This window comes from Thioclava sp. NS-SX20 (assembly GCF_057380695.1).
In genome coordinates, this window is record NZ_CM170816.1 from 2,142,427 (window position 1) to 2,156,841 (window position 14,415).

11 protein-coding genes are annotated in these 14,415 nt (G+C 61.8%); 4 read left to right on the forward strand and 7 right to left on the reverse strand.

Translation table 11 applies throughout. The annotated features are described in order from the left end of the window. Positions 1–2: 2 nt before the first annotated feature. The 5 genes from AC2ISB_RS10515 to AC2ISB_RS10535 form a co-directional block, all read right to left on the reverse strand. On the reverse strand, positions 3–1,517 hold the full coding sequence (locus AC2ISB_RS10515; protein WP_486574941.1) for an SPOR domain-containing protein: 1,515 nt from the start codon (positions 1,515–1,517) through the stop codon (positions 3–5). A gap of 70 nt (positions 1,518–1,587) precedes the next feature. Beyond that, the gene (gene upp / locus AC2ISB_RS10520) at positions 1,588–2,220 is read right to left on the reverse strand and encodes a uracil phosphoribosyltransferase (protein ID WP_339108155.1); all 633 of its coding nucleotides are present in this window, start codon (positions 2,218–2,220) and stop codon (positions 1,588–1,590) included. A 56-nt stretch (positions 2,221–2,276) separates the two neighbouring features. Beyond that, on the reverse strand, positions 2,277–3,515 hold the full coding sequence (locus AC2ISB_RS10525; RefSeq protein WP_486574943.1) for a phosphopentomutase: 1,239 nt from the start codon (positions 3,513–3,515) through the stop codon (positions 2,277–2,279). Continuing rightward, the gene (locus AC2ISB_RS10530) at positions 3,515–4,822 is read right to left on the reverse strand and encodes a thymidine phosphorylase (protein WP_339108157.1); all 1,308 of its coding nucleotides are present in this window, start codon (positions 4,820–4,822) and stop codon (positions 3,515–3,517) included. Before AC2ISB_RS10530 ends, AC2ISB_RS10525 begins: the two co-directional genes overlap by 1 nt. Continuing rightward, positions 4,822–5,214 (reverse strand): cytidine deaminase, encoded by a 393-nt coding sequence (locus AC2ISB_RS10535; protein ID WP_339108158.1) that lies wholly within the window; start codon positions 5,212–5,214, stop codon positions 4,822–4,824. The genes AC2ISB_RS10530 and AC2ISB_RS10535 overlap by 1 nt, the downstream gene beginning before the upstream one ends. Positions 5,215–5,463: 249 nt before the next feature. Between AC2ISB_RS10535 and AC2ISB_RS10540 the strand changes: the two genes are divergently transcribed. Together AC2ISB_RS10540 and AC2ISB_RS10545 are read left to right on the forward strand one after the other, a co-directional pair. Continuing rightward, the gene (locus tag AC2ISB_RS10540) at positions 5,464–7,740 is read left to right on the forward strand and encodes an NADP-dependent malic enzyme (RefSeq protein ID WP_339108159.1); all 2,277 of its coding nucleotides are present in this window, start codon (positions 5,464–5,466) and stop codon (positions 7,738–7,740) included. 246 nt (positions 7,741–7,986) lie between these two features. Continuing rightward, positions 7,987–9,882, forward strand: coding sequence for a propionyl-CoA synthetase (locus tag AC2ISB_RS10545; RefSeq protein WP_339108160.1), 1,896 nt, complete (start codon positions 7,987–7,989; stop codon positions 9,880–9,882). Between the two features lie 156 nt (positions 9,883–10,038). Here AC2ISB_RS10545 and AC2ISB_RS10550 read toward each other — a convergent pair whose 3' ends face one another. Beyond that, on the reverse strand, positions 10,039–10,284 hold the full coding sequence (locus AC2ISB_RS10550) for a hypothetical protein (RefSeq protein ID WP_486574946.1): 246 nt from the start codon (positions 10,282–10,284) through the stop codon (positions 10,039–10,041). 419 nt (positions 10,285–10,703) lie between these two features. On the opposite strand from AC2ISB_RS10550, the gene AC2ISB_RS10555 reads away from it, so the two are divergent. Next, on the forward strand, positions 10,704–12,110 hold the full coding sequence (locus AC2ISB_RS10555; protein WP_339108161.1) for a sigma-54-dependent transcriptional regulator: 1,407 nt from the start codon (positions 10,704–10,706) through the stop codon (positions 12,108–12,110). Here AC2ISB_RS10555 and AC2ISB_RS10560 read toward each other — a convergent pair. After that, a complete protein-coding gene (locus AC2ISB_RS10560) occupies positions 12,107–12,868 on the reverse strand; it encodes an NAD kinase (protein WP_339108162.1) in 762 nt (253 codons plus the stop codon). The two genes, AC2ISB_RS10555 and AC2ISB_RS10560, sit on opposite strands and share 4 nt — an antisense overlap. Positions 12,869–13,049: 181 nt before the next feature. Between AC2ISB_RS10560 and glyA the strand changes: the two genes are divergently transcribed. Next, positions 13,050–14,342: a serine hydroxymethyltransferase gene (gene glyA / locus AC2ISB_RS10565; protein ID WP_339108163.1), complete on the forward strand. Its 1,293-nt coding sequence runs from the start codon at positions 13,050–13,052 to the stop codon at positions 14,340–14,342. The last annotated feature ends 73 nt before the right edge of the window (positions 14,343–14,415 follow it).

Genomic DNA, 14,415 nt, shown 5'->3' on the forward strand with positions numbered 1-14,415 from the left:
GCCTAGCGGATATAGGCGTCGGCAAAGCCCGCGCGGCGCGCCGTTCCCAAAGCCCCCGCAAGGGCCGCCCTGTCGAAGGGTCCGGCATAGACCACAACCAGACCTTTTGCCGTCCGGCTGGCCGCTACCGGCAGACCACGCGCGCGCAGGCGGGCCTTGGCAGCCTCGGCATTCGATGCCTCGGCATAGGTGCCCACCTGAACGAACCGGCCCGACGGCGCCACCGCCCGCGAAGAGGCGGGTGCAGGGGCCTGCGCAGACGGCGATTTCGACGAGACCGAGACCTGAACCGTCTGCGCGGGCACGGCAGCCCCACTTGCGGGATAGCGGATCAGCTTGGCAGGCACGGAATCGTCCCAAAGTTGCTGCATCTGCGCGTCCCCGCTGCGACTGCGCGGCCCACGGAACGGGTTCAGGCGGCCATCATCGAAGGCCGGCGCGTAGCCGTTGGAATTGGACGTTGCAATGGCCACCGGCGCAAGGCTGACAGGCGCATTGGGCGTTTTCACATAGACTTCCCGCGGGATGGCATAGGGCGAGCTGGCTGCATAGGCCTGCTGTGGCGAGACCGTCACGGGTGCCGCCACAGGCATCGCCGCAGGCAGTCGGGTGACGTTATGGTTGACCCTGGCCCGACCATTGCCTGCCACCGAAACCGGCGCCGGCGCCACACCGCCTGCCACATAGGGTGACTGGTAGCCGCCCGTCGACGCGGCGGGCCGGATCGTCAGATTGCCGATATTGGCGGTATTGATAAACGCCGCCGGATCCTGTGCAGGCGCACCGCACCGCAGGACACTGCGCCCGTCGCTCAGACGGTAGCGCGTCGCCTGTGCGGGGCGATTGGGGCAGTTCGTCGCCTGACCGGACAGAATTTCGGTGCTGGCAATCGTCACAGCCGCGGGCGCTCCCTCCACCATATAGGGCGAGACATAGCCCTGCGCCGCCACCGCCGTGCTTGGCACAACCGGCGCGACCGGCATCGCCACAGGGGCCGTGCGCACGGCACCGGCTGTCGGAATGGTCTGGACCTTGGCCGCCGACAGCCCGATTTTCGGCGGCGTCGTGGTCAGGGCGATGGTCCGCATCGGAGCGCCGGTCAAAGCCCGATGCAGCGCATTCCCGTCGGAATAGCCTGCAAGCGCATCGGCTTTCGGGCTGGGTTTGGGGGCCGCGGCAACAACGCTGGCCTTGGGCGGGACAGGCGCGACAGGGGCTGCGGGCGCGCTCGGGGCTTCCGGCACGGATTTGGCGATATCCAGCACCTTCTCGCTGCCGCCGAATGTGGGTTTGTAATTGCATACCGGTGTACGGTCACGGTTGACCCGCGGCACCCAGCGCACCGCATTGCCAAAGCCCCCCCGCACGAAGACACAGCCCTGACTGTCCACATATTGCCGCCCCTTGAACGAGGCAGGCGGCAGTTCCGAAGGGGCGCCATCCTGTGCGAAAGCGGCTCCGGTTGTCCCCAGAACCGCAAGGATCAGAGTGCTCGTTAACCAGCGGCCCATACGCATATACCATCCCCGGAATAGAAGTTACCTAAAGATGAATCAGGACGCGCCGCAAGTAAAGCACCCAAATGGCTTATTTGGTGCCAAAGATACGGTCACCCGCATCCCCTAGCCCCGGCACGATATAGCCATGATCGTTCAGGCACTCGTCCAGCGCGGCTGTGACAATCGGCACGTCGGGATGGGCCTCTTTCATCCGCGCAACCCCTTCGGGGGCGGCCAGAAGGCACAGGAAAATGATGTTTTTCGCGCCCTTCTTCTTGACCAGATCGATAGCGGCCACCGAGGAATTCCCCGTGGCCAGCATCGGATCGACCACGATGGTCATCCGCTCTTCCAGAAGATTGGGCAGCTTCGAGTAATATTCCACCGGCTGTAGCGTTTCGGGGTCGCGATACATGCCCACAAAGCCCACACGCGCGGCGGGGATCAGTTCGAGGATGCCATCCAGCAGCCCGTTGCCTGCCCGCAGGATCGACACAAGCGCCAGCTTCTTGCCCTCGAGGATCGGGGCCTCCATCGGCTGCAGCGGTGTCTGGATGGTGACTGAGGTCAGTTCCAGATCGCGCGTGACCTCATAGGCCAGAAGCAGGCTGATCTCGCGCAGGAGCTGGCGAAAGGATGCGGTCGAGGTGTCGACCTTCCGCATGAGCGTCAGCTTGTGTTTGACAAGCGGATGATCAACGATGGTGAGATGCTGGCCCATTGGCCTCTCCTTCTTATGGTGTTCCCTGTGAATGATATCGGCGGCCCAGCGTGCGGCTACAGCACGGCCTTCAGACCGGTTTGAGTTAGAAAACTCCGCCCCGCCCCTTGCGCAGGAACGCCCAGATGCGCGGCAAGCGTGGCGGCCACGTCGACAAAGGCCAACTGTCCCAGCCGTGCCGCCCCCAGACCGGCGGCCAGCACCGGCACCCGTTCGCGGGTGTGGTCCGTGCCGGCCCATGTCGGATCATTGCCATGATCGGCGGTGAAAATCGCCAGATCACCTGGACGCAGCGTCTTGAGAAAACGCGCGGTCCCCTGGTCGAACCATTCCAGCGCACGCGCATAGCCCGACACATTGCGACGATGCCCCCAAAGGCTGTCAAACTCGACGAAATTGGCAAAGGTCAGGCTGCCGTCTTCGGCCTCCGCCCCCAGCCGCAGGAGATGCTCCATCAGATCGGCATCCCCCTTGCCCTTATGCAGATGGGTAATGCCGCGATGGCTGAAGATATCGCCGATCTTGCCGATGGCATGGGTCACGCGCCCTGCCTCATAGGCCCAGTCCAGAAGCGTGGGCGCGGGCGGTTCGATCGCGAAATCACGCCGGTTCGGGGTCCGGAAGAACTGCCCGTTCTCGCCCGTGAAGGGGCGCGCGATGACCCGCCCGATTTTCATCGCATGCAGGCGGGGGGCGATGTCCTGACACAGCTGCAACAGCCGGTCGAGCCCGAAATGCGTCTCATGCGCGGCGATCTGAAACACGCTATCCACGGATGTATAGCAAATCGGCCAGCCGCTGCGGATATGCGCATCCCCCAATTCCTCGATGATATTGGTCCCCGAGGCATGGCAGTTTCCCAAAAGACCGTCCGTGCCCGCAGCCTGCGCCACGAATGCGACCAGATCGGGGGGAAAGCTGTTCTGCCTGTCGGGGAAATATCCCCAGTCCCACGGCACGGGCACACCGGCAAGCTCCCAATGGCCCGAGGGCGTATCCTTGCCCTTCGAGACCTCGTTGGCCGCCCCCCACGCCCCTTCTGGCACCGCCTCCAGCCCCGGCGTCGCCGCGCCCGAGGCCAGACGCACCGCCGCCCCGAGCCCCAAGCGGTCCAGCGCGGGCATATGCAGAAAACCGCTGCGCCCCTCTTCGGCACGGCCCTCGGCGCAGGCCTGCGCGATATGGGCCACGGTATTGGCGCCCGTATCGGGCCGACCGTCATTGAAGAAGGACGCGGCATCGCGTGCACCGCCAATGCCGACACTATCCATGACAATCAGAAACGCACGTGACATCAGACGATCCTCTCATGGATCAGGGGCGGCTCTTCGGGCGCGCCCTCCGCAAGGTGATAGGCCGCCTGCACACGGGCAATCGCACGCTCGGCGGCCTCGGCATTCAGGGCATGGACCATCGCCAGCGGCTCGTTCGGTTCGCGGTCCTCGCCGATCATTGCAAGACTGGACAGCCCGACACCGGGATTGATCCTGTCACCGGCGCGCAACCGCCCACCGCCCAGATGCACCACGACCTCGCCCAAGGCCCGTGTGTCGATCGCTGCCACATATCCACGCCTCGGCGCGGGCACGGGGCGCATAACAGGCACGGAGGGCAGACGGTCGAGATAATGCTCGACAAAATCAATCGGCCCGCCAAGCCCTGCCACCATCCGGCCGAATACCTCTGCCGCACGCCCGCTTTCCAGCGCCTGATCGATCCGCGCCGCGCCGTCCTCGGCGGTGCGGGCAAGCCCCGCAAGCATCAGCGCCTCGCCCCCGAGCGCCGAGACCACATCCCAGAGCGCCTCGTTGACCTGCGAGCCGGTCAGGGTCTGCATGACTTCGATGATCTCGAGCGCGTTGCCCGCCGCAAAACAGAGCGGCTGGTTCATATCGGTGATCAGCGCCGAGGTCTTGCACCCTGCCCCATTGGCCGTATCCACCAAGGCCCGCGCCAGCGCCACGGCCTGATCCTGCCCTGCCATAAACGCCCCCGAGCCGGTCTTCACATCCAGCACCAGCGCATCCAGACCCACCGCAAGTTTCTTCGACAGGATCGAGGCTGTGATCAGATCGATACTCTCCACAGTTCCGGAAATATCGCGGATCGCGTAAAGCCGCTTGTCGGCAGGGGCGATCCGGTCATTGGCCCCCACGATGGCACAGCCCACTGCGGCCACCAGATCGCGGAAGCTTTCCTCGTCGGGATTGACGCTATAGCCCGGAATGGCTTCCAGCTTGTCCAGCGTGCCCCCCGTATGGCCCAGCCCCCGCCCCGAGATCATCGGCACATAGGCCCCGCAGGCCGCCAGCGCGGGCGCCAAGAGCAGCGAGGTGCAATCGCCCACGCCACCGGTCGAATGTTTGTCCACCACCGGCCCGCCCAGATCCCAGCGCATGACCTTGCCACTGTCGCGCATCGCCTCGGTCAGCGCCACGCGCCCTGCCTCGCCGACCCCGCGACACAACACCGCCATCGCGAAGGCTCCGGCCTGCGCATCCCCGACCGACCCATCGACCAGCCCGCGCGTGAACCACTCGGCCATTTCCACGCTCAGACCCTCGCCATCGCGAACGGCCTCGATCACCCGCCGCGCATCCATCAGGCGTTGTCCATATGGCTCTTGTCGAATTGGCCCGGCAGCAGTTCGCCAATCGTGGTCCGCAGTTCTTTGCCGGACAGGGTCGCAAGCGTGACAGGTGTGGTCATGCTGCCGAATTCGGCCAGTTTCTGACGACAACCGCCACAGGGCGGCACCGGTGTCGGGCTGTCGGCGATTACCGCGACCTCGGCCAGTTCCGTCTCGCCTGCCGCGATCATGGCCGCAATCGCGCCCGCCTCGGCGCAGGTGCCTTCGGGATAGGCGACATTCTCGACATTCGCCCCAACATAGACGGCCCCCGAGACCGAGCGGATTGCCGCCCCGACCTTGAATCTGGAATAGGGAGCATAGGCATTTTCCCGGACATTACGGGCAGCATCAAGGAGCGACATGGTATAATCTCCGGCTCAGGCAGGCATCGTTCAAGGGCATCGTTTCACGGAGTCTGCGCCGAGCGTGGCAGCGATGCAAGGGCTGGCGTTTCGGTCCGCATCTTCCCCCTGCACCCTCCCCCTATGCCATCACGCGACGCACAGCGAAGTGATGGACAGCCGAGTATAAGCCCGACAAAGGAGCATTGCAGCCATTTCCACCGCAAAAGAAATAGTTTAATACCAAACCAACTCTCATCGGAGGCAAGAATGGAAGACATCCGGTCCGACAAGCCGCGCCATCCGGCGCTCGACTATCACGAATTCCCCAAACCCGGTAAGCTGGAGATCCGCGCGACCAAGCCGATGGCGAACGGTCGCGACCTCAGCCGCGCCTATAGCCCCGGCGTGGCAGAGGCCTGCCTTGAAATCAAGGCCGAACCGCGTGACGCCGCCCGCTATACCGCACGCGGCAACCTCGTGGCGGTGGTCTCGAACGGCACCGCCGTGCTGGGGTTGGGCAATATCGGGGCGCTTGCCTCGAAACCGGTGATGGAAGGCAAGGCCGTCCTGTTCAAGAAATTCGCCAATATCGACTGTTTCGATATCGAACTGAACGAATCCGACCCCGAGAAACTGGCCGATATCGTCTGCGCGATGGAACCCACCTTCGGCGCGATCAACCTTGAAGACATCAAGGCCCCCGACTGTTTCATCGTCGAAAAAATCTGCCGCGAGCGGATGAATATTCCGGTCTTCCACGACGACCAGCACGGCACGGCGATCGTGGTCGGGGCTGCCGTGACCAACGCGCTGAAAATTGCGGGCAAGAAATTCGAAGACATCAAGATCGTCTCGACCGGCGGCGGTGCAGCGGGGATCGCCTGCCTGAACATGCTGCTCAAGCTTGGCGTGAAGCGGGAGAATGTCTGGCTCTGCGATCTGAACGGGCTGGTCTATGAAGGCCGTCAGGAAGACATGAACCCGCATAAGGCGGCCTATGCGCAGGCCTCCGATCTGCGCACGCTGGATCAGGTGATCGACGGGGCGGATCTGTTCCTTGGGCTTTCCGGTCCGGGCGTTCTCAAGGCCGAAATGGTCAGCCGCATGACCAAGCAGCCGATCATCCTTGCGCTGGCCAACCCGACCCCCGAGATCATGCCCGAAGAGGTGCGCGACGTGGCGCCCGATGCGATCATGGCCACGGGCCGGTCGGATTATCCCAATCAGGTCAATAACGTGCTCTGTTTCCCCTTCATCTTCCGCGGTGCGCTGGATGTGGGGGCGACCGAGATCAATGACGCGATGAAGATCGCCTGTGTCGAAGGCATCGCGGAACTGGCGCGCATCACCACCTCTGCCGAGGCGGCAGCCGCCTATCAGGGGGAAAAACTGACCTTCGGGCCGGATTACCTGATCCCGAAACCGTTCGATCCGCGCCTGATGGGGATCGTCGCCACCGCCGTGGCCGGTGCCGCGATGGAAACCGGCGTCGCCGAGCGCCCGCTGCCCGACATCAAAGCCTATAAGCAAAAGCTCGACGGGTCGGTCTTCAAATCCGCCCTGCTGATGCGTCCGGTCTTCGAGGCCGCCGCACAGGCCTCGCGCCGGATCGTCTTTGCCGAGGGCGAGGACGAGCGCGTGCTGCGCGCCGCTCAGGCGATGATCGAGGAAACCACCGATACGCCGATCCTGATCGGGCGTCCGGATGTGATGCAGATGCGCTGCGAGCGCGCAGGGCTGACGCTGGATCTCAACCAGACCGAGATCGTGAACCCCGAAAACGACCCGCGTTACCGCGATTACTGGGGCACCTATCACGATATCATGGCGCGGCGCGGCATCACCCCCGATCTGGCACGGGCCATCATGCGCACCAATACCACCGCGATTGCGGGGGTGATGGTGCATCGCAACGAAGCCGACTCGATGATCTGCGGCACCTTCGGCCAGTTCGGCTGGCACCTGAAATATGTGCGCGAGATTCTGGCGCGCGGGGGGCTGCATCCGGTCGGGGCGTTGTCGCTGATGATCCTCGAGGACGAGCCGCTGTTCATTGCCGACACCCATGTGCACCACATGCCGACGCCGATGCAGATCATGGAAACCGCGATTGGCGCGGCCCGTCACGTGCGGCGCTTCGGTCTGGAGCCCAAGATCGCCCTGTGCTCGCATAGCCAGTTCGGCAATCTCGACACCGACTCGGGGCAGCGCATGCGCGAGGCGATGAACCTGCTGGAAGCGCGCGAAGTGGACTTCTGCTTCGAAGGCGAAATGCATGTGGATGCGGCACTGGACGAAACCGTCCGTGACCGCCTTCTGCCCGGTTCGCGGCTGAAAGGCTCGGCGAATATTCTGGTCTTCGCCAATACCGATGCCGCATCGGGTGTGCGCAACATCCTTAAAATGAAAGCGAATGGCCTTGAAGTCGGCCCGCTTCTGATGGGGATGGGCAACAAGGCCCATATCGTCACGCCATCCATCACCACGCGCGGCCTGTTGAACATGTCGGCCATCGCGGGAACACCGGTGGCGCATTACAGCTAGGCACCTTGTCAAGCCAGACCATAGAGCGGGGTGTCGCAAGACTCCCCGCTTATTTTTTGCCAGATTTTTGCAAACTTATTCAAATTCTGCGATTAAACCCTACCGCGAGGCTGCATTTGCAAACTATTGCCCCGTTGACGCGCTGAAATATGCAAATTTTTTCGGCATTCCGGCAGCTTCAGCGGTAACAATATTGCCCGATTTCATTCCTCACCCTAACAAAGACTAAGGTAGGAGGAGGAAATCATGAACTACAAAGATGTCTATGACGGCTGGAAAGCGAATCCGGATGCGTTCTGGATGCAGGCCGCTCAGGCAATCGATTGGGACAAACGCCCCAGCAAAGCACTTTTTGACGAGAAAGCTCCGATTTACGAGTGGTTCAACGACGGCATGGTGAACACCTGCTGGAACGCGGTCGACCGCCATGTCGAAGCCGGTCGGGGAGACCAGATTGCGATCCAGCATGAAAGCCCGATCACCCATTCCACCAAAGGCATTACCTATAAAGAACTCCAGAACCGCGTCGCGTCACTTGCCGGCGCGCTGCGCATGCGTGGTGTCGAAAAGGGCGACCGCGTCATCATCTATATGCCGATGATCCCCGAAGCCCTTGTGGCGATGCTGGCGGTGGCCCGTCTGGGCGCGATCCACTCGGTCGTGTTTGGCGGGTTTGCCGCCAACGAACTGGCCGTCCGGATTGATGACTGCACTCCCAAGGCGATCATCGCGGCAAGCTGCGGCCTCGAACCCAATCGCGTGGTCCATTACAAACCGCTTCTGGATCAGGCGATCGAGCAGGCGACCCATAAGCCGGAATTCTGTGTCATCTTGCAACGCGAACAAGAGGTCGCCAAGCTGATCGAAGGGCGCGATTTCAACTGGCACGGTTTCCAGTATGGTGCCAAACCGGCGGAATGCGTTCCGGTGGAGGGCAACCACCCCGCCTATATCCTCTATACCTCCGGCACGACCGGCCAACCCAAAGGGGTTATCCGTGCAACGGGCGGCCATCTTGTCGCCCTGCAATGGACGATGAAAAACATCTACAACATCGAAGCAGGCGACCGTTTCTGGGCGGCGTCCGATGTGGGCTGGGTCGTGGGCCACAGCTATATCTGCTACGGGCCGCTTCTGGCGGGCGCCACCACGGTGGTCTTCGAGGGCAAGCCGGTGGGCACCCCGCATCCGGGCGTATTCTGGCGCATCATCCAGAACCAGCGCATCAAGAGCTTCTTCACCGCCCCGACGGCCTTGCGGGCCATTCGCCGCGAAGACCCCGATGGGGAATGGATCCGCCGCTACAAACTGCATGACCTGCAAGCCCTGTTCCTTGCGGGCGAACGTGCCGATCCGGCCACGGTGGAATGGGCGCAGAAACATCTTGGCGTGCCGGTGGTCGATCACTGGTGGCAGACCGAAACCGGCTGGGCGATTGCCGCGAATCCGATCGGGATCGAGACTCTGCCGACCAAACTGGGCAGCCCCTCGGTCCCGATGCCGGGCTATGACATCCATATTCTGGATGACGAGGGCAACCCGCTGCCGCAAGGCGAGCTGGGCGCGATCGCAATCAAGCTGCCGCTGCCGCCCGGAACATTGCCCACGCTTTGGAATGCCGAAGAACGTTTCCGCAAGAGCTATCTGGACCACTTCCCCGGCTATTACGAAACCGGCGATGCGGGCTATATCGACGAGGACGGCTATGTCTATATCATGGCGCGCACGGATGACGTGATCAACGTGGCGGGCCACCGTTTGTCCACCGGTGCGATGGAAGAGGTTCTTGCCTCCCATCCCGACGTGGCGGAATGTGCGGTGGTCGGGGTATCGGATGCGCTGAAGGGCCAGATGCCGCTGGGCTTTTTGTGCCTGAACGCGGGGTGCACGCGCCCCCATGGCGAGATCATCCGCGAATGTCTCGGTCTGGTGCGGGACAAGATCGGCCCCGTTGCCGCCTTCAAGACCGCCTGCGTGGTGGACCGGCTGCCGAAGACGCGCTCTGGCAAGATCTTGCGGGCCACGATGGTCAAGATTGCCGATGGCATGCCCTATAATGTGCCTGCCACCATCGACGACCCTTCGGTGCTGACCGAAATTGCCGAGGCGCTGCACGTCTTGGGGCTGCCGAAATCGGCCTGATACGGACAAACCGGCTTTGGCGCGCCCTGCGCCAAAGCCCCTCGCCTTGGCGAAAATATTCAGCTTCCTTGATTAGTAACTGTTTTCAAAGACCTTTCCGTTACGACGTGTAGAACAGATTCTTTTGTTCGCACACAGATGACACATCGAGCCAGTTCAGAAACGCTTCCTTGCCCCCCCTCTTTGCCGCAGCCGCAAGGCCTGCGCGGGAATCAGGCCGCGAACCGTGCCAAGCACGGCTCGCAACGGATGTGGCATGGCATTCCCCATACGCAAAAACACCATCGGGCCGCCGGAAAGCGGCGCTTGCAGCGTTTGAAATATAGAACCGATTACAAAACCTTGGGGTGTCATGATGAAGCAGACGGGATGGACGCAGCCGTGTTCGACCAACGGCTTCACCTGCAACGGCCCCTTTCCAGTCGCCCTCGTTTTACGCAGCCCGCGCTGACCCATGTCGGGAAAGCGGCCCCTGCCGCGTCGGCTCGGCATCTCACGACAGATATGCCGCCCTCCGAACAGCCCCGATCTGCGGCAACTTCCCATGCAACAGACTGTCCCTGCGGTCCGGCAGATCGACCGGACGCGCGGACCGCATTTCTTTTCCTCTCAGTCCGGAGCCTTTTTTGTAAGGCCCATATACGGAAACTGCGGCCCGATTTGGCAGAGAGCCATGAGATTGCACAAGAAATTGAGCTTCGGGTGGCGGAAATCCCCGCTACAGGTGTCCCTAGGGAAATCAGAGATATGCGGAAACAGATTGTTGCGCTATACGAAATAATTGACCGCCACAAATACAAGCAAACAGAAGAAAAATTGGAATGATGCCCATTGTGCCCACGCCCTCATCAAAGCCATTTTTCGATGCTGCTGAAGTCCTGATTGTCGAGGATATTTCAAGCCTCCAACTCGTGTACGCCTCGCATGTGCAGAAAATGGGGCTGACAGCGCATATCGTTGATACCGCCAAACAGGCACTGTCGCTTTTTACCCAGAAACCGTTCTCGATTGTACTGCTGGATCTGATGCTGCCCGACGGCGACGGCATGGAGTTGATTGATCGTCTGCTGCGGCTGGCGCCCAATACCCAGATCATTGTCATCACCGCAGAACGTTCGCCCGAACGCGCCGTAACCGCGATGCGCGCCGGAGCGTTTGACTATCTCACCAAACCGGTCAGTGAAGCGCGCCTGCAATCGGTTGTGTCGCGCGCCTTGTCCCATGCCCGCGAGATCAGGCCGCTGACACGCGATGCGGCACATTCCGGCGCGGTGGGGGCCTTTATCGGCCATGCGCCGGAAATGCTTAAGCTCTATGACCGTATCCGGCAGACGGCGGCGTCCGATGCATCGGTGTTTATCGTCGGAGAATCAGGGACCGGCAAGGAAATCTGCGCTGAAGCCATCCATCTTCTGTCGCCCCGTGCGAGCAATCCGTTTGTGGTCTTCGACTGTTCGGCCATACGTCAGGACCGTTTCGATTCCGAACTGTTCGGCCATATGCGCGGGGCCTTGCCCGGCGCGATTACCGACCATGCAGGGGCCGCCATGCGCGCCGATGGCGGCACATTATTTCTGGACAAGCTGACCGAACTGGACCCCGCCTTGCAGGGCAAGTTGCTGCGGTTTCTCCAGACCCAGAGGGTACGGCCCGTAGGCGCTGCCGAAGAGCGGAAAGTTGACCTCAGGATCATCAGCGCCTCGGATATTCCGCCGCAAGAGGCGGTGGAACAGGGCAAGCTACGCTCTGATCTGTTTTACAGGCTCTGCGTGGTGGCCATCCATATTCCGCCCCTGCGCAACCGGTCGGAAGACATCCCTGCTTTGGCAGAGCACTTCCTGACAGAATTCTCCGCGCAGGAGCAACGCAACTTCACGCGCATCACGCCGCAGGCCCTGCAACGGCTGAAATCGGCATATTGGTCCGGCAATGTGCGGGAACTGATGAACATGATCCGCTCGGCGGTTATTCTGAATTGCGGACCGGATCTGACAGCGGATATGCTCCCGACATCTGACGGAACGCATATGGGTGATATGTCGGGCGGCAATGAGCTGTCGATGTTCGACGGGCAAAGCCTTGCGGAGATCGAGCGGAGAATCATCGAATACCGCCTGAGCCAGAATGACCATTCCGTACCGCAGGTCGCGCGGGGGCTGCATATTGCGCCCTCGACCCTCTACCGGAAGCTCGAGGCCTGGAAGACCACCGGCGAAGAGCCGACTTAGGCGAATTGCTCGTTCATCAACCGCTCTTCCAACCCATGCCCCGGATCGAAAAGAATCCGGTGCGACACGCGGTTTTCCAGTTCGACCTCGACCCATTTGACGGGCTGCACCGAACGTGAATCGGCATCCGCCATCACCGGGCGTTTCATCGGTTCCAGCACCTCGAACCGCACCTTGGCCGCATCGGGCAAAATCGCCCCGCGCCATCGACGCGGACGGAAGGAGGCAATCCCTGTCAGAGCCAGCACCCCCGCCCCGATCGGCAGGATCGGACCATGCGCGGAATAGTTATAGGCGGTCGAACCGGCAGGCGTCGACAAGATCGCCCCGTCGCAGATCAACTCGTTCATCCGCACGCGACCATTGACCGAAATCCGCAATTTCGCGGCCTGCGGCCCTGCACGCAAAAGCGAAACCTCGTTGATTGCCAAAGCTTTGTGGATTTCGCCATCGGCAGTCTGCGCCGTCATCGACAACGGATGGATCACCGCCTCTTCGGCCAGCGCAAGCCTGTCGTTCAGATCCTCGGCCGAGAACTGGTTCATCAAAAAGCCGACCGTGCCGCGATTCATCCCGTAGACCGGCAGGTTCAACCCCTCATGCAGCGTCTGCAGCATGAACCCGTCCCCCCCCAGAGCCACAATCACATTGGCCTCTGCAATCGGGGTCTGCCCATAGACATCAAGCAGCATCTTGAGAGCCGACTGGGCGACCTCCCCACGGGAAGCCGTGAAATGGATTTTGTCTCGAACGCCCACCTGCCCTCTCCTCTATTCGGTCGGAAGATAGATCAAGCTCCAAAAGGAAAGACAAGACAATCCCCGAACAAAGCCCGCACCTGCCGCCATTCGTCGCATATTTGTCGCCTATAGCGCTTTCCGCCGGAGATTTTCTGCGATAAACGATGCACGAAAATTCCTTACCCGGGAGATCCGAGAGATGACCGAACAGCGTGATGCAGGCTTCTTCACCGAGAGCCTCGAAACCCGTGACCCCGAGCTGTTTGGCTCGATCCGCAACGAGCTTGGCCGCCAGCGCGACGAGATCGAACTGATCGCCTCCGAGAACATCGTCTCGGCAGCCGTGATGGAAGCCCAAGGCTCCGTTCTGACCAACAAATATGCCGAAGGCTATCCGGGTAAGCGCTATTATGGCGGCTGCGAATTCGTCGATGTGGCCGAAAACCTCGCCATCGAGCGCGCCAAGCAGCTGTTCGGCTGTGAATTCGCCAACGTGCAGCCGAATTCGGGCAGCCAGGCCAACCAGGGCGTGTTCACCGCGCTGCTGCAACCGGGCGACACCATTCTGGGCATGTCGCTGGATGCAGGCGGCCACCTGACCCACGGCGCCAAGCCCAACCAGTCGGGCAAATGGTTCAACGCGATCCAGTATGGCGTGCGCCGTCAGGACGAGCGCATCGACTATGACCAGATCCAAGAACTGGCCAACGAGCATAAGCCGAAGCTGATCATCGCCGGTGGTTCGGCCATCCCGCGTCAGGTCGATTTTGCGAAAATGCGCGAGATCGCCGATTCCGTGGGTGCGCTGCTGATGGTCGATATGGCCCACTTCGCAGGCCTCGTGGCCGGCGGTCAGCACCCCTCGCCCTTCCCCTATGCCGATGTGGCGACCACCACGACCCACAAAACCCTGCGCGGCCCGCGCGGCGGCATGATCCTGACCAATGACGAGGCGATCGCCAAGAAGATCAACTCGGCCATTTTCCCGGGCATTCAGGGTGGCCCGCTGATGCATGTCATCGCGGCGAAAGCGGTTGCTTTCGGTGAAGCGCTGCGCCCCGAGTTCAAGGTCTATGCCGAGCAGGTCGTGAAGAACGCGCAAGCGCTGTCGGACGAGCTGATGAAAGGTGGCCTGAACATCGTCACCGGCGGCACCGACACCCATGTCGTGCTGGTTGACCTGCGCCCGAAAGGCGTGAAGGGCAATGCGACCGACAAAGCCTTGGGCCGTTCGCATATCACCTGCAACAAGAACGGCGTGCCGTTCGACCCCGAAAAGCCGACCGTGACCTCGGGCGTCCGTCTGGGCACCCCCGCAGGCACCACCCGCGGCTTCAAGGAAGAAGAGTTCCGTCAGATCGCCCGCATGATCGTGAAGGTCGTCGATGGTCTGGCCGCCAATGGCGAAGAGAACAACGAGGCCGTGGAAGCGGCTGTCCGCGAGGAAGTGGCGGCTCTGTGCGCCAAATTCCCGCTCTATCCGAACCTCTGATCCGGTTTGGCACAATAGAAAAGGCCTCGGTTTTTCCGAGGCCTTTTTCATGCATAGGGTTTTCATACGCAGG

What these genes read in the sequence shown, in the direction of transcription:
- AC2ISB_RS10515 (WP_486574941.1), bottom strand. Translation starts at nt 1,517, where the DNA reads ATGCGTATGGGCCGCTGGTTAACGAGCACTCTGATCCTTGCGGTTCTG.
- upp (WP_339108155.1), bottom strand. Translation starts at nt 2,220, where the DNA reads ATGGGCCAGCATCTCACCATCGTTGATCATCCGCTTGTCAAACACAAG.
- AC2ISB_RS10525 (WP_486574943.1), bottom strand. Translation starts at nt 3,515, where the DNA reads ATGTCACGTGCGTTTCTGATTGTCATGGATAGTGTCGGCATTGGCGGT.
- AC2ISB_RS10530 (WP_339108157.1), bottom strand. Translation starts at nt 4,822, where the DNA reads ATGGATGCGCGGCGGGTGATCGAGGCCGTTCGCGATGGCGAGGGTCTG.
- AC2ISB_RS10535 (WP_339108158.1), bottom strand. Translation starts at nt 5,214, where the DNA reads ATGTCGCTCCTTGATGCTGCCCGTAATGTCCGGGAAAATGCCTATGCT.
- AC2ISB_RS10540 (WP_339108159.1), top strand. Translation starts at nt 5,464, where the DNA reads ATGGAAGACATCCGGTCCGACAAGCCGCGCCATCCGGCGCTCGACTAT.
- AC2ISB_RS10545 (WP_339108160.1), top strand. Translation starts at nt 7,987, where the DNA reads ATGAACTACAAAGATGTCTATGACGGCTGGAAAGCGAATCCGGATGCG.
- AC2ISB_RS10555 (WP_339108161.1), top strand. Translation starts at nt 10,704, where the DNA reads ATGATGCCCATTGTGCCCACGCCCTCATCAAAGCCATTTTTCGATGCT.
- glyA (WP_339108163.1), top strand. Translation starts at nt 13,050, where the DNA reads ATGACCGAACAGCGTGATGCAGGCTTCTTCACCGAGAGCCTCGAAACC.